The organism is Flavobacterium frigidarium DSM 17623 (assembly GCF_000425505.1).
In the GTDB taxonomy this organism is placed as follows: Bacteria; Bacteroidota; Bacteroidia; order Flavobacteriales; family Flavobacteriaceae; genus Flavobacterium; species Flavobacterium frigidarium.
In genome coordinates, this window is record NZ_AUDO01000007.1 from 61668 (window position 1) to 83347 (window position 21680).

A 21680-nucleotide genomic window follows, 5' to 3' on the forward strand; every position below is an offset into this window, starting at 1 on the left:
TTTAAAATCAATACCCTACTCATTTTAAATATTTTGATTGCTAATAGAAGCTACAACCTGCGAACATCGCAGCATTTGCTAGATTGGCTTCACATTTTTTTGTTATTTTTGCCCCATGGTTAAAGTAATAGTTATAGGATCAGGCAATGTGGCACAGCATTTAATTACTGCGTTCCAAAATGCTGAAAAAAACGAGAGCGGAATCTCGTTAATCCAAGTATTTGCACGCAAAAGGGAAAGCTTAGCAGCTTTGATTCCCATTCAAAAAGTCACCAATCAATTCAGCGAATTATTAGAAGCTGATTTATATATCATTGCAGTCTCTGATGACGCCATCGAATCGGTGTCTAGTGAGTTGTTATTTAAAAACCGTTTGGTGGCGCACACTTCAGGAAGCGTACCACTAACCATATTAAACAACAACAATAGAAAAGCGGTTTTCTATCCTTTACAAAGTTTCACAAAAGGAGCAGCAGTAGATTTTAGAACAATTCCGCTTTGTCTTGAAGCAGAAAACAGCATCGATTTCCAGATGCTAAGTAAGGTGGGGAAATTGATTTCAGATCATGCTACAGCAATCAATTCGCAACAGCGAAAAGCACTGCATGTAGCGGCGGTTTTTGCTAACAACTTTAGCAATCATTTATACCAAATCGCAAATGACATTTGCAAAGAAAACCAGGTTCCGTTTTCGATTCTGAAACCGCTTATTCAAGAAACTGCAAAAAAGATCGTGACACTTGATCCAGAACAAGCACAAACTGGTCCTGCAAATCGCAATGACCAAATCACTATTAATGCGCACGAAGCTTTTATAAAGGACGATAACCAACTTAAAATTTACAAACTACTAACAGAATCTATACAACATAATGGCAAAAAGTTATAAAGAATTAATGAATGACATCACTACTTTTGTATTTGATGTAGACGGCGTATTAACAGATAGCTCAGTGGTGGTAACTACCGAGGGCGAAATACTTCGCACTATGAATATTAGAGACGGCTACGCTATGAAAGCAGCTGTAGAAAACGGATATAATGTGTGTGTTATTTCAGGAGGAAGCAATGAAGGTGTTCGCGTGAGATTGCGAAATCTAGGAATTACTGATATTCACTTAGGAACTCCTGATAAAGTAGAAACTTTTAAAGAATATATTGAATTATACAATATTAAACCCGAGCAAGTTTTATACATGGGAGATGATATTCCTGATTATCATGTAATGAAATTAGTAGGTTTACCAACATGCCCGCAAGATGCCTGTCCTGAAATTAAAACGATTTCAAAATATATCTCACACAAAAATGGTGGTAAAGCAGCAGCTCGCGATGTAATCGAGCAAGTGATGAAAGTACACGGAAAATGGATGACTCATTTTGATGGTGCACATGACTAATCAAGAGTTGTTTTTTCGAAAAAAACCAGGACAACTTAAATAGTAAACAAGATTTTTAAATCTATACAATAAAAAACAATGCTAAGAGAAAAACTAAAAAATTACAATTTGATATTGGCTTCAGGTTCGCCAAGAAGGCAACAATTTTTTAAGGATTTAGATCTTGATTTCGAAATTCGATTAAAGGAAGTTGAAGAAATCTATCCTCCTGAATTAAAAGGTTTTGAAATCACTGACTTCTTAGCAGAGTTGAAGTCCTACGCTTTTGATGGAGAGTTAAAAGAAAACGATTTATTGATCACGAGTGACACCATTGTTTGGCATAACGATATCGCTTTAGGGAAACCTAAAGATGAGCAAGATGCTTTTACAACTTTAAAATCTTTGTCGAATGCAACTCATGAAGTAATCACCTCTGTTTGTTTTAAAACTATGGATACTACCACTGTTTTTCACGAAATTACAAAGGTTACTTTTAACGAAATTAGTGATGAAGCCATACACTATTACATTACAATTTACAAGCCTTATGATAAAGCAGGTGCCTACGGAATTCAAGAGTGGATTGGTGCGATAGCAGTTTCAAAAATCGAAGGTTCGTATGCTAATGTAATGGGAATGCCAGTAGATAAAGTCTATGAATACTTAAACCAACTGCCGTAATATGTACAATAGTTTCTTTCAAAATTATAGTAAAGAACTCATTAGTTCGCTATTGCTAATTATCCTTTTAATTATTTTAAGAGTGATCTTCTCACGCATTGTGCGAAGTTTTGCAAAGCTTACGCACCGCATGGAACACCGCACCAATCTAGTAGTGAAATACATTCATATTCTACTGGGAATTCTTGCTGCGATTGGTATCATCATCATATGGGGAGTCCAAGCCAAAGATATTTTTATAACCGTTTCTTCTGTAGCAACGATTGTAGGTGTGGCAATGTTTGCACAATGGTCTATTTTAAGCAACATCACCTCTGGAGTGATATTATTTTTCTCTTTTCCGTTTAAAATTGGTGATGTAATTCAAATCCTTGATAAAGATTATCCTATCGTTGGTGAAATAGAAGACATTCGAGCGTTTCACGTTTCCTTGAAGACTAAGGAGGGCGAAATCATTATTTATCCCAACAACTTATTATTTCAAAAAGGAATTTTGATTTGCAAAACGCACTTTTAAAATAGTTACTATTGTAGTCTCAAAAGTTTTTGCAATACGCAAAAAGCATAGTAATTATTAATAGAACAATATGATAATTATGTAAGATAATAAACGATAACTATAAGTTAAAATCGTTTGTAAAAATTGATTTTTGTACTTTAATGCATTAAATTAAATAACCCCCTTTTAATAGCATTAGATCCCCACAAATCATGAGCAACACAATCAAATATCCGTTTTACATTAAGCTGGCTTTTACATTAATCAGCGTTCTTAGTATTAGTTATATTATTTGTATAGGTAAAGATGTTTTAATACCTGTATTGATGGCTTTTATGTTTTCGGTATTGTTGCTTCCCGTTTCTGATTTTTTTTCAAAAAAACTACGTTTTCCGCATGTTTTGTCTGTGGCTATTACAGTGCTTTTATTTGTGCTATTGATTGTTGCTTTACTTACATTCATATCGTACGAGATAAGTGATATCGCAAATGATTACGACCGTATTAAAAAGAACATAGATTTATTCATAACTGATGTACAACGTTATATAAGAAACACTTTTAATCTTAGTATTTGGGAGCAGCAACAATACCTACAAGATGTAAAGCAAGACTCTATGAAAAGTGGTGGAAAAGCTCTAGGAAGTACGCTAATTTCATTAACAGATGTCCTGGCAGATTTGACTTTAATACCTATTTACACTTTCCTTATATTACTTTATAAAACGCATTTTATATTGTTTTTTGCAAAGTTGATTAATAAAAGACATCACCCGAAATTAAAAGAGATATTATCTCAAGTAAAAGTTGCGATAAACAATTACATCGTAGGTTTGATTATCGAGACAATCGTAGTATCTGTATTGACAGCCGTAGGACTTTACATCATTGGCGTGAAATACTTTATATTTTTAGGTATTGTGACTGGTATTTTAAATTTGATTCCGTACATCGGTATCTTAATTGCTGGTGTAATTACAGTCTTATCTTCTTTAACCGCAACACCAGATATTTCGATTCTACTGGGCGTATTGATTATAAATATTATTGTTCAAATCATAGACAACAATATTTTAGTTCCTATGATTATTAATACAAAAGTAGAAATCAACGCTTTTGTCTCCATCATAGGAATTATAATTGGTGGTGGAATTGCTGGTATATCGGGTATGTTTCTGGCGATACCATTACTTGCAATTTTGAAAATCATTTTTGACAGAATCGAATCTCTAGAACCTTGGGGTTACTTGATGGGTGATAATATGCCCAAGACCTTTGTATGGCGTTATGCCAATCCCAACCTAAGAACAAAACCTTCGATTATTTTCTATGATAATGATACAGTCGAAAATAATAACGATGAGCAACCACCCATCACACCACTAGAATAAATAAAATAGCTTTTCTACTATATTACAAGATGTTTAAAAATTACATTAAAATACTGCTTCTACTATTCATCATATGCGGTCCTGCTTCTTTTGCTCAAAAAGTAAAAGAAGAAAAGGATAGCGCCGCCTTTTATAGAAATATCCAACATTACTCTAAAAAGAGAAAGTTCACCAAATTTGTTCATCGTTTAATATTTAATCCGCTTGATGCGCAAAAAAAAGAAAACAAAACCATTCCTAGAAAACGTATTAATGCCGAGGGAAAGATTATTCGAAAAATCAATATTGTGACCTTAGATCCTTTTGGATATTCTGACACGGATAGTACGCGAACGCCCAAAAATTGGTCTGAACGTACGGGGAACAAACTGCATTTGAAAACAAAGAAATTCGCTATTATGAATTCGCTGCTTTTCAAGAAAAACACTCCTTACAATCTTTTAAAAATTGAAGAAACCGAAAGGCTAATTCGTTCACAGAAATTTGCTAATAGGGTTACAATCTCTGAGGAATATACTAGTTCTAGTCAGGATTCAGTGGATGTTACGATACGAGTCCTAGATTCCTGGACCACACAACCTCGATTGTCTTTTTCAAGCTCGAGAATTTCAGTCGGTTTAAATGAGAGAAGCTTTTTTGGAACCGGTCACCAATTTGATTATCGCTTTACCAATAGGTTTGAGGACGGGAAAGATGCACACGATCTTACTTACACCGTTCCCAACATTAAAAACACTTTTGTAAGCACGGTTTTACGATATAAAGTTGACCTAGATAATTTTTATGACAAAGGTATTTCGATAGAACGCCCCTTCTACTCTCCCCTTACCAAATGGGCAGGTGGAATTTCTTTTGGGGAACTTTTTCGAAAAGACACTTTACTGAATCCAAATTCAGAATACGTTTCGTCTAATTTTAAATACAGCACAAAAGATCTTTGGATAGGAAAATCGTTTACTCTTTTCAAAGGAACTACGGTAAAAGATAGAACAACCAATTTAATTTTATCTGGACGTTTTTTAAACATTAATTACAAGGAGAGTCCGAATGAAATAATAGATCCAGAAAATTTTTATTCGAATGAAAAACAAATCTTAACCGGAATAGGTGTTAATACCAGACAGTTTATAAAAGACCGATACATTTTTAAAAATGGTATTGTAGAGGATATTCCCATAGGTAGAATCTACGGAATCACTGCTGGATACCAATACAAAAATGAAAAATGGCGACCGTACCTAGGTGCTCAAGTCTCTTTTGGAGATTACTTTGATTGGGGGTTTTTAAGTACTAACTTTGAAGTTGGTACCTACTTTAATAAATCAAATAATGAGCAAACTGCGTTCTCCTTTCAAGCCAATTATTTTACCAATTTATTAGAATTAGGACGCTGGAAAATCCGACAGTTTGTTAAACCACAGCTGGTCATAGGGACGCATCGCACAGACATTTTAGGTGACCAACTTTCAATTAATGAAAATGCGGGAATTCAAGGTTTTAATAGTCCCGTTTATGGCACAAGTAAGGCGGTAATGACCCTGCAAACTCAAACTTACGCTCCTAAGGATATATGGGGTTTTAGGTTGAATCCGTATTTAAATTATTCGATTGCTGTGCTGGGCAATTCTCAGGCAGGAATGACAAAGAGTAAAGCCTATTCAAAAATTGGAATTGGTGTAATCATCAATAACGATTACCTTGTTTTTAGTTCGTTCCAATTGTCTTTATCTTACTATCCTACCATTCCGTTTGAAGGCGACAATGTTTTTAGAACAAATGCTTTTGAAACCACTGACTTTGGTCTGCAAAGTTTTGAGTTGGCTAAACCTCGAACAGTGTTGTATAGGTAAATTTCTCTCAAGAAATGATAAAGCTATAATTATTTGATATAATTACAGAATATTTACAGTGTTGCTTCATTTTACCTTTGTACCTAATCTAAACCCTTAATTAAAAACCAACCTATTATGAAAAAATTTAGACTTTATTTAATGATGACAATTGTCTCATTATGCGCACTACCAACCGTTACTTATGCGGGAGATAAAAATTCTGGTACAACTGAATCAAAAGAGATTCCTGTTGAAGTACAAAATAAATTAGACCGTTTAGAAGAGATTAAAGAAATGGATAAATCTGATTTAAGTAGAGTGGAAAAAAAGGAATTACGTAAAGAAGTACGAATAATAAAAGCTGATTTAAAATCAACTGGTAATGGAGTTTACCTATCTGTAGGAGCGATTATTATTATCGTTTTATTGCTGATTTTGTTACTATAAGAAACAATTAAATAGTATATAAAAAAGGAACGTATTGCACGTTTCTTTTTTTTTTGGCGTTAGCTAAACGCAAAGATACATTAGATAAAATAATAAGGCATAGTTCTTGTTTTATACTAGGTAGAAATGAAAACTAAAATTATTTTAATACAAATACAATTATGAAAACGCTACAATTATTAGTTCTAGGATTACTATTATCAATAGCTACTTCCAGTCAAGCACAAGTTAGTGTGAATGTCAACATTGGTACCGCTCCATCTTGGGGACCAGCAGGATACGATAACGCGGAATATTATTATCTTCCAGATGTAGCATCTTATTATGATGTACAAGCATCTCAGTTTATATATTATGGAAACGGAAAATGGAACCGTTCAAGAAGACTACCTGTGCAATATGCAAATTATGACTTATACAACGGTTATAAAGTAGTGCTTACTGATTATCATGGCAAAACTCCTTATTCCTATTATAAAGAACATAAAATAAAATATGCAAAAGGATATAAAGGAAAACCTCAAAAAACTATAGGTAGTAAAAACGCTAAATATAATAAAGAAGTTTACAGTAAAAAAAACAAGGGAAATAATGGTCACGGGAATTCGAAACACTAAACTCCTGATAGTAAGAAAGTAGAGAAGGCAATTCGCCTTCTCTTTTTTTTTTACCAACCACACTTTAAAAATGCAATTAGCAGGATGGCACAGTTGTTGGTTTCTAACATGGAAATAGCATTATTAATTAAAATAAATACACAATAAAAATTCTAAAACTTATCGCCGTCGGCATCATATTACTCGTTTCGAGTACCACAGAAGCACAAGTATCCGTTAATGTAAATATAGGCCGTGCACCCTCATGGGGACCAAGCGGATATAACAATGTAGGTTATTATTATCTTCCTGATATTCAAGCTTACTATGATATTCGCGCGTCTCAGTTTATCTACTATGGTGGTCGCAATTGGGTTCGCTCAAGACAATTACCACGACAATATAGAAACTACGACTTGTACAACGGTTACAAAGTGGTATTAAATAATTACCACGGTCAAAGACCTTATGCTTACTATAAATCACACCGTGCAAAATACCGTGTAGGTTATCGAGGAGCACGTCAAAGAACAATAGGACATCGTGCAGGAAATAATCGTTATGCTGCAAATAGAAAAGCCGTTTATCATCGTGCTCCAGCAAAACGTCATTATGAAAAAGGACGTAGCAAAGGACACAGCTACAAAAAAAATGACAAGCACAACCGTAAAGAAAACCACGGTCATAGCAAGCATTAATATATAGAAGACATTCAAAGAGCATCAGAAACTGATGCTCTTTTTTTGTTTCAAAAAGTGCGAAATTTACAAATTAGAATAATTAACTTGAATTATTTTATTACTACATTTGAAGATATTGCCAAAAAACAACTTTAAAATGCATTATAACAAGTCAAAATTTGTTCTTCTCTTTCTTTTTTCAACTGCGTTTATGGCTGCTCAAAAGCCTGTAAAACCTACATCAGTTGCACTGTACAACCAAATCGAAAAATTAAACTTTCTAGGTTCTGTTTTATACATAGCGGCACATCCTGATGATGAAAACACTCGCTTAATTTCATATTTATCAAATGATGTAAAAGCTAGAACAGGATATCTATCACTCACCAGAGGCGATGGTGGACAAAATTTAATAGGACCGCAATTAAGAGAGTTATTAGGCGTGATACGAACACAAGAATTAATTGAAGCTCGAAAAATTGATGGTGGCGAACAATTCTTTTCCCGTGCAAATGATTTTGGTTTTTCTAAAAATCCAGAGGAAACCTTGACTATTTGGAATGAAAAAGAAGTCCTTGCAGATGTAGTTTGGACTATTCGAAAATTCCAACCTGATGTTATCATTAACCGCTTTGATCATCGCACCGGCGGAACTACTCACGGTCACCACACTTCGTCTGCTATTCTAAGCACGCAGAGTTTTGACTTAACAAATAATCCTAACATCTTCCCAGATCAATTAAAATATGTCAAGCCTTGGCAAACAAAAAGACAATTTTTTAATACCTCATGGTGGTTTTACGGAAGTCAAGAAAAATTTGACGCTGCAGATAAAGCGACATTATCCACTTTAAAAACAGGTACTTACTACAAAAATTTAGGGAAATCAAATCAAGAAATTGCTGCCTTGAGTAGAAGTAGCCACCAGTCACAAGGTTTTGGTAGTACAGGTAGTCGCGGTATTGACACCGAATACCTTGAACTAGTAAATGGAACTCCGCTACAAAACAAAAACAATCTTTTTGAAGGTATTGACACCAGCTGGAATAGAGTAAAAAACGGTAAAAAAATAGGTGATCTAGTTACTAAAATTTTGAAGGACTATAATTTTCAGGATCCTAGTGCTAGTGTAAAAGATTTGGTGGCCGTGTACAAAATGATTCAAGAATTAGACGAAACACATTGGAAAACCATTAAATCAAATGAGTTACAGCAAATTATTGCCGGTTGCACTGGGTTGTATCTTGAAGCTGCAGCTGAAACACAAGAAGCTTTTCCTGCTAGCGTAGTCAAACTAAAACTTGAGGCGATAAATAGAAGCGATGTAAAAATGTCGCTACAAAGCATCACAACGCAACCAGAAAATAAAAACCTACAGCTAAATACTTCATTAGCATTTAATCAAGACCAAACAATTCCTGCACAAATAGTGCTCCCAGCTACTATTCAATACACACAGCCCTACTGGTTAAAAGAACCCGCAACTGTAGGAATGTACACTGTCAGCGACCAAAATAATAGAGGAATTCCTGATATTATAAGAGAGGCGTCTGTTATATTTAATGTAGTAATCGAAGGTACCCTTATTCCTTTCGAACAAAAAGTAGTTTACAAGTATAACGATGATGTTAGGGGCGAAATGTATAATTATCTTGACGTAGTTCCAGAGGTTACCTCGAGCATTATCAATAAAGTTTCCCTATTTCATTCGAATGAAACCAAAAGAATTTCAGTTAAAGTCAAAGCAGGAAAAGACAATATAAACGGAACTGTAGCACTCGATTTACCTAGAGAATGGAAAGTAATTCCAGCAAAACAATCCTTTTTACTAGAAAAAAAGGGAATGGATAAAACAATTACATTTAGCGTCACTGCGCCAGCTAAACCATCAGAGGTACTAGCCAAAAGCATTGTAACTATTGGCGATAAGCAGTTCACTAAAGACCAAATTATAATTGACTATAAACACATTGCAAAACAGCAAGTTCTTGAAGATGCTGCTGCTAAATCTATTCAGGTAGATTTGAAAATCACCAATAAAAAGATCGCCTACATTATGGGAGCAGGTGATCAAGTACCAGAAAGTTTAATTCAAATGGGCTATCCAGTTACTATTCTCGATCCCACTGAAATTTCGACAAATAAATTGAAAGATTTTGATGTTGTAATTACAGGAATTAGAGCTTACAATACAGTCCCACTTCTAGAAAAAAAACAGCAAATTTTGTTAGATTTTGTAAAAAATGGTAAAACAATGGTGGTACAGTACAATACACCAAGTGGAGATATTCCTAGCGATTTAGCACCCTATCCTTTACATATATCTCGCGATCGTGTTACCGATGAAAATGCTGCAATTACATTTCTAGCACCCAATCACGCTGTGCTAAATTATCCTAACAAAATTACCAAAAACGATTTTGAAGGCTGGACACAAGAGCAAGGACTCTACTATCCTGATAGCTTTGATTCCCACTTCACTCCTATCTTATCTTCAGCAGATAAAGGTGAGAGCCCAAAAAATGGTGCATTACTTGTAGCGCCTTATGGAAAAGGATTTTATGTTTATACTGGATTGAGTTTCTTTAGAGAGTTACCAGTGGGTGTATCTGGAGCGTATCGATTATTATCGAATATCATTTCGTTACATAACCAGGATTCAGATATTAAAACTAACGTAGAAAAATAAACTTATGGAGCCAAAAAAAGTACGAACTTGGAAAAAAAATTATACTTGGGTACTAATTGCTAATGCAATTTACATCTTGGTTTTTTATTTAATAATGAAATTATACTCATAGCACCATGCAACTATTTGATTGGATTGTTTTAATTGTTACGCTTTTATTTATTGTTGTTTACGGCGCCTGGAAAACAAAAGGAAGTAAAAATGTAGAAGATTTTATACTTGGAAACAACGAAACACCTTGGTATACCGTAGGATTATCTGTAATGGCTACACAAGCTAGTGCGATTACCTTTTTATCAACTCCAGGGCAAGCTTATCACGATGGGATGGGATTTATCCAGTTTTATTTTGGTTTGCCTATTGCCATGATTGTGATATGCCTCACCTTTATTCCTATTTATCATAAATATAAAGTCTACACGGCTTATGAATATTTAGAAAAACGTTTTGACCTCAAAACGCGCTCTCTAGCAGCGATTTTATTCTTGTTTCAAAGAGGTTTGGGAACTGGTTTAACCATTTATGCACCTGCAATTATTTTGTCGGCTATATTGGGTTGGAATCTTACTTATATGAATATTGCCATTGGAGTCCTAGTAATCGTTTATACTTTTTCAGGAGGAACTAAGGCCGTAAATGTCACCCAGAAGCAACAAATGTTTGTAATTATGTCGGGGATGTTTATTACCTTTTTCTTGATACTTCATTTTCTACCAAACGATATGACGTTTTCAAACGCCTTGCATATCGCTGGAGCAAATGACAAAATGAAAATAGTCAATTTCTCTACAGACCCAGAAGACAAGTATACTATATGGAGCGGAATCACTGGTGGTTTTTTCTTAGCGCTTGCCTATTTTGGAACCGATCAGTCGCAAGTGGGTCGTTATTTATCAGGAAAGTCAGTTAGAGAAAGCCAAATGGGTTTAATCATGAACGGACTTTTAAAAGTACCAATGCAGTTTTTTATTCTATTGACTGGAGTAATGGTTTTTGTTTTCTTCCAATTCAATCCTGTGCCTTTAAACTTCAATCCTAATAACAAAATAACGATTGAAAAATCACAATATAAAGCAGAATACAATGCATTAGAAAAGCAATTAGATGTGCTATCAGAAGATAAAAAAGTCATTAACCTGCTATATATCGACCAGTTAAATCAGGATTACGACAACCCAATCCTTCGAAAAGAATTAATTGCTTTATCTACAAAAGAAAAAGATTTACGCGATCGCGCCAAAGAAATTATTTTAAAAGCAGATAGTAATAGTGAAACCAACGACAAGGATTATGTGTTCTTTCATTTTATATTGAACTATTTACCAAAGGGATTGATTGGTTTGTTGCTTGCAGTAATTATCTCAGCAGCAATGTCTTCGACTGCTTCAGGATTAAATGCGCTTGCCTCGACTACTGCGATTGATATTTATAAACGTAATGTAAAAGGCGAAAAATCAGATAAACATTATTTAAATGTAACCAAGTTCTTTACTTTATTATGGGGTATTGTTGCTATATTATTTGCTTGTGTAGGAACTTTATTCGAAAATTTGATTCAATTGGTAAATATTATTGGTTCCATTTTTTACGGGACAGTATTGGGAATTTTTCTAGTAGGTTTCTACATAAAATATGTGAAGGCAAAAGCCATATTTTACAGTGCTTTAATAAGTCAAAGCACGATATTCTTGATTTACTACTACGCTATTGCAATCTATCCTAGTGGGCAAGAAAAGCTAGGTTATTTGTGGTTGAATTTTATTGGAGCGATGCTAACAATAATTCTTAGTACAATCATGCAAGCAACACTTTTTAGAAAACAAAAAACGGTAGAATAGTACTACCATTTTAAATAAGGAAAGCCCGTTTTACAAATTTGTAAAACGGGCTTTTTTAATATTAAATAAATATTTTATTTGTTGTAGACTATCTACCCCACTCAGCAATGCTGTCCTTGTTCATTTTTACATAATCTTGGTTGCTTGCTGCTTCAGATGCTGTCAATGATAATTTAGCTGTTTCAATTGCAGCTTTTTTATCTCCTTGTTTTGCTTGAATTAAAGACTTAAGACGTAAAACATAGAATGGCTTTTCCTTGCTTAATTCTAATGACTTGTCAACATACGTTCTTGCTTGTGTAACCTCTCCATTTGATTGATAAAGATATTGGGCTGCCGAAAAGTAATCATTAGCATTTGGTCCTGCTAAAGTTTTTTCAATACTGGCCAAAGCTGCTTTTTCAGTAGGTACTTCAAATTTTAAACGAGCATAAGAATTCTCCCAATACATTTCTAAATAGGCTGAATTAGTTTCGATACCGCTTATTCCTATTGTAAAAGTCTCGGACATAGTTGGGAACGTGGTTTCTTTTACCGAAGTTTTTAAAGCAACATTTGCTTCATCATATTTTTCTGGAGTTCCCCAGTTGTCAGTTGATTTATAAAAAATCACATCCCATTGTTGTGCATTGGGAACAGTATACAAAGCATAAGTTCCTTTTTTTAATGTTTTACCATCGATTACAACATCGTCACTAAAAGAGATTGTTGTATTTTCATTAGCTCCAGTTCTCCATAATTGTCCAAAAGGAACCAAATTACCAAAAACAGCTCTACCTCTAGCAGATGGTCTTGAATACACAATCTCAACATCAGTTAAACCAACGACTTGTTTAATTTCAGATTTCGGACTTGACTGCGGCGTTTTAACTTGTGCTTCAATTGTAAATTGAGTGATAACGATTGCTAATGCAATTAGTAACTTTTTCATAATGTATTGGTTTTTTATAAGTGGATTCAAAAATAGTATTTGATTACTACTTCTTAGTTAAATATTCTTTAAAGTGAAATTAGATTTGGCTTACATTTTCGAAGTTAAGTTCGTCAAAATGATTTATTACTTTATCAGCCAAAGATAAATCTTGTTGTTTCGAATGAAAGCTATTGTAAGCAATGCAGTAGATTCCTGCAGCTTTAGCGGCTTTTATTCCAGCTGTACTGTCTTCGATAACGATACAATTCTCTTTTGGCGCAATTGATAATGATGCAGCATGTTCAAAAATAGCTGGATGTGGCTTCGACATTGGGAAGTCTTCTCCGCTTACAATATGAGTAAAATAATCGTGCAGTTTAAACCTATTGAAAACACGCGAAATTGTTACTTTTGAAGCAGAAGAAGCCAAAATCAATTGCATCCCTTTGTTATAGAAATCTTTAATTAAATCCTCTACTCCAGGTAGTAATTCTAAATCTTGTTTATTATCAAAAGCATCATTAAATATAGTACGCTTGCGCTGAATCAAATCTTCTACATCGTGATCTAATTGAAAAGTCTCTTTCACTTTTTGAAAAGTATTGCGGGTAGAATTCCCAGTATATGACGTAAACATTTCTTCAGTCACTGCGACATTCAACTCGCTAAATTGTTGAAAATAAGCATAACGGTGTACGGGTTCAGTATCAACTATAACTCCGTCCATATCAAATATTACTGTTTTTATCATCTTATTTTTCTTTATTAATTTGGAGCCAAAAAGACTCCTATATTGAATTGCTCTATTAAAAATTAGAGTTTACTCTTTTTTCAAAATATATCTAATCACAGTTTCAGCTGCATACAATCCGAATAATCCTGGCATGTAACTGTTGGTTCCATAAAAGGATTTTTTATAATTTGAACCGTCAGTCATTTTTAAACTAGCTTCGTCTTGAATTTCCGAAGAGAAAACCACTTTTAACTTATCAATTTTATGCTCTTTTAAACGCCTGCGAATTGTTTTGGCTAGAAAGCAATTTTCAGTGTTGTTAATGTCGGCCACTTTTACTTTTGCAGCTTCCATTTTTCCACCTGCACCCATACTCGAAATGATTTTAACACGCTTGCGTTTGGCTGCAATAATCAAATTTAGCTTTGGAGTTACACTATCAATACAGTCTAAAACGTAGTCAAAATCTTCAGATACGATTTCGAATGCACGGTCAGGCGAAAGAAATTCTTGCACGCGAGTCAATTGCAGTTCAGGATTAATATCCATCAATCGATCGCCTACAATAGTAATTTTAGGTTGCCCCACGGTGGAATGCAAAGCAGGCAATTGACGGTTGATATTTGTGATGTCTACTACATCACCATCAACTATAGTCATTTTCCCCACTCCTGCTCTCGCTAAAAATTCAGCCGAAAAAGACCCTACTCCTCCTAATCCCACTACAAGAACATTTGCATTTTGTAATTTGGTTAAACCATTGTCTGTAAATAAAAGTGCTGCTCTCTCTGTCCACTCTGCCATTGCTTATTATATTTAAATGTTTAGGTTCATGCTACTGCAATTTCGCCTTCAATTGTTTTATTTATTATCTATGTCAATTTTAAAAACCGACTGACAATTATCTCTAATTATTGTTTTAAGTTCTGTTATTGTTATTCCCTTATATTTTGCTGCTAGCTTGTAAACATCTGCTATAGATTCGTCCATTGTGTCAGTTTCAAGAAAAAAACTATCGTTTGGTACCGATTGCAACACGCTTTCTAAATCCGGATTTTTTAATAGATATTTTCCAAAAGAAAGATAAGCGCCTGTGTCTATCAATTGTTTCGCTAACTGACTACTTTTTGAAAATCCATGAAACACTAATGGTATAGTAATATTTAATCTTTCCTTGGTTTCGATAATTTCTTGAAACGCCGCTACACAATGAATAATAACTGGCTTGCCATATTTTTCGGCTAGTAAAAGTTGTTTTTCAAATACTTGCTGTTGTAAGTCAAATGATGTTTCGGTGCGTTTATCAAGACCGCATTCGCCCACTGCTAAACAATTGGTGTCTTTCAATTTACTTTCGATTATTACTAAATCACTTGCTATGCGTTCTTCGACGATATACCATGGATGAATCCCAATAGAATATGCAGCAATAGTAGCATCAAAGTCTTTCGGATATTGATTTACTAAAGCGATCTCGTTGTGTGATTTCGCTAAGCTATGTGTATGTAAATTAAAGAAATGCATTAGTCATGAAATTTTTTAACTCCCGCTTTGATTTCTGCATCTAGATCATTCTCTAATGGAACTCTAGGACATGAGTACTCCGGACTGTAAGCACAGTACGGATTGTAAGCTTTGTTGAAATCGATATCAAGCGTATTTCCTTTAGGTAATTTTAGATCAATGTAACGACCACCAATATAGCTTTCTGCACCTGAAGTCAAATCAGAAAAAGGTAAAAATAAATAGTCTTTAAATTCTTTTTTTCTTGATAAAGCGATGTCTCTGTAAACATTCAACTTGTATGATCTTCCATTAAGCAAAAAATCTACTTCACCGTATTTTACATATATAGGTGTTCTATCTGTAGAGGTTTTCATTTTGAATGCCTTTTCCTTCGGAGTTCTAGTAAATTTAGCGTTTACAAAGTATTTCTCGTTAACAGGGAAAAAATCTAATGATTCAAAATCTTTTAAATCGGCTGCTAATAGCGGACTCGTTTTTGCATTGGCAAACTCCTTATTCAGTTCTTCTTGAAATGAGTTAACCGAAGCGATGTCGAATTTATTTTGACTGTATGCAAAGCTTAAAAAAAGTAAAGCAAAAAGAACACTGATTTTTTTCATGAAATAAGTTTTAGCAAAAATAGTTTAAAGTTGCAAAGAGACAAAGTGGGCAGCTGATAAAGTTTCCTACCTTTGCTGTAAATAATCATAAGCTGATGTTAATTACTGCATTCCAACGCTATTTAAATAATTTTAAAGGGTTTTCAAGGGAAATCTGGATTCTAACAATAATTACTTTTATCAATCGAGCAGGAACAATGGTCTTGCCTTTTTTGTCTAAATATTTAAAGGAAGATCTTAACTTTACCTATGGTGAAGTAGGTTGGATTATGGTTGCATTTGGCTGCGGCTCTATGCTAGGTTCGTGGCTTGGAGGCAAATTATCCGATAAAATTGGCTTTTACAAAGTCATGGTTTTTAGTTTGTTTACTTCTGGGATTTTCTTCTTTGTATTGCAGTACATCACTAGTTTTTGGGGATTGTGTTTTGGTATGTTTACCATTATGACCCTTGCTGATATGTTTAGACCGGCGATGTTTGTCTCTTTAGGAGCTTACGCCAAACCCGAAAATAGAACGCGTTCCCTTACTTTAGTGCGGCTCGCAGTCAACTTAGGTTTTGCAGCGGGGCCAGCACTAGGTGGTTTGATTATTATGGGAATTGGGTATCAAGGTTTATTTTGGGTAGATGGAAGTTCTTGTGTTATCGCAATTTTAATATTTGCTCTTTTAGTAAAAGAAAAGAAGAAAGCCACACAGCAGGATGCTCACAATTCTATTCTTGAAGTAGCATCGGTATTTAAGGACAAAGTTTTTTGGATCTTTCTATTTGTGAGCTTTGTTACTGCAATGATTTTTTTCCAGTTATTTACTGCATTGCCTTTGTACCACAGTGAGCAATTTGGGTTAAGCGAATTCCAAACTGGATTGTTGATGACATTAAATGGACTGCTAATTTTTGCTCTCGAAATGCCTATCGTCAGTTATTTTGAGCGAAAGCAAAAAGGGAAACTCAAAATTATATTTTGGGGCGCCTTAATGATGGGCTTTAGTTTTTACACCTTATTAATTGATTTCTGGGCAGGAATGCTAATTGTAAGCATGATTTTAATTTCGATAGGAGAAATATTTGCTTTTCCTTTTTCGAATGCTTTTGCGATGAGTAGAGCTCCACTGGGTCATGAGGGTCGTTATATGGCACTGTATACTATGAGTTTTAGTTTGGCTCATATTGTTAGTTCGAAAGCCGGTTTGGGAATCATTGCTGATTATGGTTACCAAGTGAACTGGTTTGTAATGGGAACTTTTGGTGTCATTGCTGCTATGTGTTGTCTCTGGATTCAAAAGTTACTTCAGATCGAAAACAAATAGATCAACAACAACCTTCACATTTTAAGAGATAGCAATAGTAAACTGATTTATAATTAAATATACTAAAACTATAAAAATAGTTATAAAACTAAAAACATAGTTGCAAAACTAAAATTTTAGTTGTAAGTTTGATTTGCGTTAAGGATAGAAGGCGATATCCTTGTAGTCCCGATCCCGATAGCTATCGGGATCGGGGTCGGGGAAACGCCCAAAAAAATCAAACTATGCAAAAATTAACGAACAAAGAAGAGGAAATCATGCACATTTTATGGAAGCTAAAAAAAGCTTTTGTAAAAGAGGTCATGGCAGAAATCACAGTAGATCCACCACATTACAATACTTTATCGACAATTGTACGCAACTTAGAAGAAAAGGGATATGTTGCTTATAATGCCTTTGGTAAAACGCATCAATACTACCCTATTGTGACTATCGAAGAATATAGAAAAAAGTTTATGAATACCGCTATTGACAACTATTTTAATAGTTCGTACAAGAATATGGTTTCGTTTTTTGCCAAGGAAGAAAAAATTTCGGCAGCGGAACTACGTGAGATTTTAGAAATGATCGAAAATAAAAAGTAAGCTATGGAAACGATATTTGTTTACTTTTTGAAGTCAAGTGGGTTATTAGCATTGTTTTTTATTAGTTATCACACGCTATTACGAAAAGAAACTTTTTTTAACAGCAACCGATGGTTTTTATTATCGGGACTTGTGACCTCGGCAGTTTTGCCTTTATTAGTTTACACCAAAGTGATTTGGATCGCCCCTATAACATCTAATTTTGACTACACCACAATCCCACTTACTACTGTTGTGGAGCAAAAAAGCATTTTAGATTACCTGCCGTTAATGGCACTATTAATTTATGGCCTTGTTATAACACTATTAGCAATCAAACTGCTGTATGATTTTTACAGTTTAAAGCAACTTTTAAAAGGAAAAGTTAGCCGTTACGAAGCAGATTATAGATTGGTTGACACCAAAGAAAACCTAGCTCCTTTTTCGTTTTTTAAGACTATTGTTTACAACTCTGAACTATATAATGCTATCGAACTTGAAAATATCCTTGAGCATGAAAAAGTGCATAGCGATCAAAATCACAGTTTTGATGTGCTTATTGCTAGATTGTTTTGTATTATTTTTTGGTTTAACCCATTTGTTTGGTTGTATAAAAAAGCCATTCTGCAAAATTTAGAATTCATTGCTGATAGCGAGGCTACTAAAAAACTAACCGACAAAAAAGCATACCAAATCACGCTTTTAAAAATAACAACGCAAGAGAATTGTGTTTCCATTACCAATCATTTTTATCAATCATTAATCAAAAAACGAATCGTTATGTTAAACAAAAATCAATCTAAAAAAAGAAACTCTTGGAAGTATGTGACAGTCCTTCCCGCGCTTGTTGCCTTTGTAGTGTTGTTCCAAATAAATGTCGTTGCTCAAGAAAAGCCGCAAGAGGTTAAAGAAGCATCTGAGATGGACAATTCAGACTTAAAAATGGCACTTCATGTAACCGCCTTGAGTACGGAGAAAGAACTTAATAGTGAGAAAGAATATTTTGAGAAGGAATATGGTCTACTAATGCAATTTTCAGGAATTCAAACCAATTCAAACAATGAAATTACAGCTATTAAAGTTGCCTTGAAAGATAACAAAGGAACAGAAAAAGAACATCACATTGAAGGAAATAAAGCCATTGCTCCTTTTGATATTTTCGCTGAAATCAATAAAGGAAAATTAGCAGACTTTGGATTTGCTACGCCTACACTAAATAGATTAGGTAACAACGCAAAGCTTTCTGAAAATTCTGGTATTCACATTAAAAAAGAAGAAGGTTTCTACACAATAAACGAATTTAGAAAAGGAGGTACAAATTATTTAGTGTTGGTTAATGGTATTGAACAAAATGGGGATACTCACGTTAAGATTCCTACTACTGACGACATTCTATCTTCTATTATATTAGACCCTATCGAAGCTGAAAAAAAATACGGTTTGAAAGGTAAAAATGGTGTGATCGAAATTACTACGGGAACGACGGAAGGATCTACTAACAAAATGAATAGTGCTACTAATCAAGTATGGAAAAACAATCAACTAACTGATATTCCTGATGAGAGTAAAGTGATGGTTTTTAACCAAAATCAAGATAAGTCAAAATTAGACTTGGATAAAACAGATGTAAACAATCTAACCAACAAACAAAAAAGTAAAACTACTCAAACTATTAAAATAGTAAAGCGAGAAACAAATGGAATACCTGCAGACGTTACCTATTATATCAATGGAAAAATAGCCACTAAAGCAGAAGTGGATAAAATGGACCCTTCTATGATTGAAAAAATGGATGTAGATAAGTCTTCAGACAACGGCAAAAGTATTAAAATAACTACTAAAACTGTTTATGAAAGCAGCACAGAAAGAACACAGCCAGAAAAGCAGATTGATTATAATAAAGCCATTGTCATCATAGATGGTAAAATTAGTGACAGCAAGGCTATGAATAAGCTAAGCTCAAACAATATTAAAAGCATGGACATACAAAAACCTGCAAATGGGCCAGAAAGCGTTAAGCAAGCCGCTATTGCCAAATATGGTGAAAAAGCGTTAAACGGCATTATTACTATCACGACAAAATAATTCACAAACGCTATAAACACTATTTAAAAGACGACCACTCCTCATGGTCGTCTTTTTTTATATCTTTGTGAAAATAAAAATGATATGTTTAAAATCTTAGCTAGAATTAACAAACTAATATTACCAAGCTTTTCTAAGCAACAGTTAGATTTAGCCAAAGCCAATAAATGGCAAATGGCTGTAATTGGTTTCCGCTATTATGTTACCACACGTGCACTCAACTAATATTTTAAGACACTAAAAATGGGATAGTCTTTCATCTTATCTCTTCCCCTCAGAAATTCGATTTCCATCAAGAAATTGACCTGCACGATTTCACCTCCTAAACTTTCAACCAACTCACACATTGCTTTTGCAGTTCCTCCAGTTGCTAAAACATCATCATGTATTAGCACACGATCTCCTTTTTTGATTGCATCTGTATGAATTTCTAATGAATCTGTGCCGTATTCTAAAGCATAACTCGCACTAATTGTTTCAGCGGGTAATTTATTTGGTTTTCTTATAGGTACAAATCCCGCATTCAATTCTTGAGCAATCAACATCCCAAAGAAAAAACCTCTACTTTCTGCTCCTACTACTACATCTATTTTTTCTTCTTTGAGGTCGGCCACTAGTAATTTTAAACATTCTTCACGTGCTTTTGTGTCATTTAGTAGCGGCGTAATGTCTTTAAACAAAATTCCTTTTTTTGGAAAGTCCTGAATATCACGGATATAATTTTCTATCATCATTTTTTTTAAATTTTATTCATTTTTATGCTTGCAAATTACACATTTATCTCTATCTTTGCACCCGCAATGACATCATATATATGTGCTGCGAAAAACAAAAGGCCTCGTGGCGCAACTGAATAGCGCACTTGATTACGGCTCAAGAGGTTACTGGTTTGAATCCAGTCGAGGTCACAAAATTGTTAAGCTCATTTCTTCGGAAATGGGCTTTTTTTATGCTCTAAATCTTCCTTCGCAAATTGCCGATCCCAATTACACATTTATATTGTTAGTTCGCATATTCTTTGATGAGTGTATCTAATTATACTACTATAGCTACCCTCCAACTTATACAAATTTACTATCTCCATCAATCTGGCAAACTAGGACACCAATAAGTAGCTACAGATTCCTACAAAGCACACGAAGGGCAAATACCCGAAACCGTAAAATTCACCTGATTGACTTTATAGTTAGCTGGTAGTTTAAACGTAGGCTCCACGTTTTCTAAGCAAGTGACCAACTGACATACCTCGCAGTTGAAATGAACGTGGTTGTGAACATGATGCTGTTCCTCATGATCTGCATGATGACAGGCTGCATATTTTACAGTACCTGATGGAGTAACAATTTTATGAATAACATCTTCAGCTGTCAAACGATCTAAGATTCGGTAAATAGTAACTCGATCACAGGCTTCTTGATTTAACTCTTGGATTTCAGCATGTGACAACGCCACTTTAGAATTTTTTATTAATTCGAATATTGCAGCTTTAGCAATAGTGTTTCTTGTATTTTTCATTTTACGACAAAATTAAACGCAACAAAGTTGCATTTAAGAATAAGATTTATATATTTGCAACATAATTGCGTTAAGCAAAGGTAAGCGAAAAGAATGACGTTAAGAAACTTCATTTTATCGTGACCACAATCAAAGTATCGTCTTTAGAAATGAAACAGAAATTTGCCATAATTAACTTTGTACTCTCGGTTACAGTATTGTTTTCAGTACTTTTTCAATCGATACATTCTTATGTGCACCAATCTGAAATCAATACTGAAAAGTTAAATACTCTTGAGAATTCAAAAAACAAACAAGAGTTATCACACCAACACACAATCAATTTAAAGTGTGCCGTGTGTGATTTCCAGTTCAGTTGCTTCACAGCTGCTGATTTTTTCCTCTATAATTTCATTAAAAC

General features: G+C 34.2%; 22 protein-coding genes and 1 tRNA gene. 16 read left to right on the forward strand and 7 right to left on the reverse strand.

Features of this window, described 5'->3' with window-relative positions:
- The first annotated feature begins 115 nt into the window (after nt 1-115).
- From H603_RS0104095 to H603_RS0104145, 11 genes are all read left to right on the forward strand, one after another.
- Entirely contained in the window at nt 116-889 is a 774-nt protein-coding gene (locus H603_RS0104095; RefSeq protein WP_026707388.1) for a Rossmann-like and DUF2520 domain-containing protein, read from the forward strand.
- Complete coding sequence (locus tag H603_RS0104100; RefSeq protein WP_026707389.1) at nt 873-1400, forward strand: KdsC family phosphatase; 528 nt, start codon at nt 873-875, stop codon at nt 1398-1400. The genes H603_RS0104095 and H603_RS0104100 overlap by 17 nt, the downstream gene beginning before the upstream one ends.
- A 78-nt stretch (nt 1401-1478) precedes the next feature.
- On the forward strand, nt 1479-2063 hold the full coding sequence (locus tag H603_RS0104105; protein WP_026707390.1) for a Maf-like protein: 585 nt from the start codon (nt 1479-1481) through the stop codon (nt 2061-2063).
- A 1-nt stretch (nt 2064) separates the two neighbouring features.
- Entirely contained in the window at nt 2065-2580 is a 516-nt protein-coding gene (locus H603_RS0104110; protein WP_026707391.1) for a mechanosensitive ion channel domain-containing protein, read from the forward strand.
- Between the two features lie 194 nt (nt 2581-2774).
- Nucleotides 2775-3953 (forward strand): AI-2E family transporter, encoded by a 1179-nt coding sequence (locus H603_RS0104115; RefSeq protein WP_026707392.1) that lies wholly within the window; start codon nt 2775-2777, stop codon nt 3951-3953.
- 29 nt (nt 3954-3982) lie between these two features.
- Complete coding sequence (locus tag H603_RS0104120; RefSeq protein ID WP_026707393.1) at nt 3983-5803, forward strand: BamA/TamA family outer membrane protein; 1821 nt, start codon at nt 3983-3985, stop codon at nt 5801-5803.
- A 117-nt stretch (nt 5804-5920) separates the two neighbouring features.
- Nucleotides 5921-6232 carry a hypothetical protein gene (locus H603_RS0104125; protein WP_026707394.1) on the forward strand — a complete coding sequence of 104 codons (312 nt, stop codon included), beginning with the start codon at nt 5921-5923 and terminating at the stop codon, nt 6230-6232.
- A 161-nt stretch (nt 6233-6393) separates the two neighbouring features.
- Complete coding sequence (locus tag H603_RS0104130; protein WP_026707395.1) at nt 6394-6849, forward strand: hypothetical protein; 456 nt, start codon at nt 6394-6396, stop codon at nt 6847-6849.
- A 413-nt stretch (nt 6850-7262) separates the two neighbouring features.
- Complete coding sequence (locus H603_RS17760; protein ID WP_316930250.1) at nt 7263-7526, forward strand: hypothetical protein; 264 nt, start codon at nt 7263-7265, stop codon at nt 7524-7526.
- 193 nt (nt 7527-7719) lie between these two features.
- Nucleotides 7720-10197 carry a PIG-L family deacetylase gene (locus tag H603_RS16430; RefSeq protein WP_245576083.1) on the forward strand — a complete coding sequence of 826 codons (2478 nt, stop codon included), beginning with the start codon at nt 7720-7722 and terminating at the stop codon, nt 10195-10197.
- Nucleotides 10198-10313: 116 nt separating this feature from the next.
- Complete coding sequence (locus H603_RS0104145; RefSeq protein WP_026707397.1) at nt 10314-12035, forward strand: sodium:solute symporter; 1722 nt, start codon at nt 10314-10316, stop codon at nt 12033-12035.
- A gap of 88 nt (nt 12036-12123) precedes the next feature.
- Here the strand turns inward: H603_RS0104145 and H603_RS0104150 are convergent, their stop codons facing one another.
- The 5 genes from H603_RS0104150 to H603_RS0104170 form a co-directional block, all read right to left on the reverse strand.
- Nucleotides 12124-12966, reverse strand: a complete 843-nt coding sequence (locus H603_RS0104150) for a DUF2911 domain-containing protein (RefSeq protein ID WP_026707398.1) — start codon at nt 12964-12966, stop codon at nt 12124-12126.
- A gap of 79 nt (nt 12967-13045) precedes the next feature.
- On the reverse strand, nt 13046-13699 hold the full coding sequence (locus H603_RS0104155; protein WP_026707399.1) for an HAD family hydrolase: 654 nt from the start codon (nt 13697-13699) through the stop codon (nt 13046-13048).
- Between the two features lie 69 nt (nt 13700-13768).
- Complete coding sequence (locus H603_RS0104160; protein WP_026707400.1) at nt 13769-14485, reverse strand: tRNA threonylcarbamoyladenosine dehydratase; 717 nt, start codon at nt 14483-14485, stop codon at nt 13769-13771.
- Between the two features lie 57 nt (nt 14486-14542).
- On the reverse strand, nt 14543-15205 hold the full coding sequence (locus tag H603_RS0104165; protein ID WP_026707401.1) for a TatD family hydrolase: 663 nt from the start codon (nt 15203-15205) through the stop codon (nt 14543-14545).
- On the reverse strand, nt 15205-15807 hold the full coding sequence (locus H603_RS0104170; protein WP_026707402.1) for a DUF1684 domain-containing protein: 603 nt from the start codon (nt 15805-15807) through the stop codon (nt 15205-15207). Before H603_RS0104170 ends, H603_RS0104165 begins: the two co-directional genes overlap by 1 nt.
- A gap of 95 nt (nt 15808-15902) precedes the next feature.
- Between H603_RS0104170 and H603_RS0104175 the strand changes: the two genes are divergently transcribed.
- The 4 genes from H603_RS0104175 to H603_RS17650 all read left to right on the forward strand — a co-directional run bounded on the left by H603_RS0104175 (nt 15903) and on the right by H603_RS17650 (nt 19990).
- Nucleotides 15903-17117 carry an MDR family MFS transporter gene (locus tag H603_RS0104175; RefSeq protein WP_026707403.1) on the forward strand — a complete coding sequence of 405 codons (1215 nt, stop codon included), beginning with the start codon at nt 15903-15905 and terminating at the stop codon, nt 17115-17117.
- 224 nt (nt 17118-17341) lie between these two features.
- A complete protein-coding gene (locus H603_RS0104180) occupies nt 17342-17701 on the forward strand; it encodes a BlaI/MecI/CopY family transcriptional regulator (RefSeq protein ID WP_026707404.1) in 360 nt (119 codons plus the stop codon).
- A gap of 3 nt (nt 17702-17704) precedes the next feature.
- Nucleotides 17705-19765, forward strand: a complete 2061-nt coding sequence (locus tag H603_RS17060; protein WP_051219154.1) for a M56 family metallopeptidase — start codon at nt 17705-17707, stop codon at nt 19763-19765.
- A gap of 84 nt (nt 19766-19849) precedes the next feature.
- Nucleotides 19850-19990: a hypothetical protein gene (locus H603_RS17650; protein WP_026707405.1), complete on the forward strand. Its 141-nt coding sequence runs from the start codon at nt 19850-19852 to the stop codon at nt 19988-19990.
- Here the strand turns inward: H603_RS17650 and H603_RS0104195 are convergent.
- Nucleotides 19987-20499, reverse strand: a complete 513-nt coding sequence (locus H603_RS0104195) for an adenine phosphoribosyltransferase (protein ID WP_026707406.1) — start codon at nt 20497-20499, stop codon at nt 19987-19989. The two genes, H603_RS17650 and H603_RS0104195, sit on opposite strands and share 4 nt — an antisense overlap.
- Nucleotides 20500-20599: 100 nt before the next feature.
- On the opposite strand from H603_RS0104195, the gene H603_RS0104200 reads away from it, so the two are divergent.
- Nucleotides 20600-20673: transfer RNA gene (locus H603_RS0104200), tRNA-Arg, on the forward strand.
- Nucleotides 20674-20890: 217 nt separating this feature from the next.
- Here the strand turns inward: H603_RS0104200 and H603_RS0104205 are convergent.
- Nucleotides 20891-21280, reverse strand: a complete 390-nt coding sequence (locus H603_RS0104205; RefSeq protein ID WP_026707407.1) for a Fur family transcriptional regulator — start codon at nt 21278-21280, stop codon at nt 20891-20893.
- Nucleotides 21281-21680 lie beyond the last annotated feature (400 nt).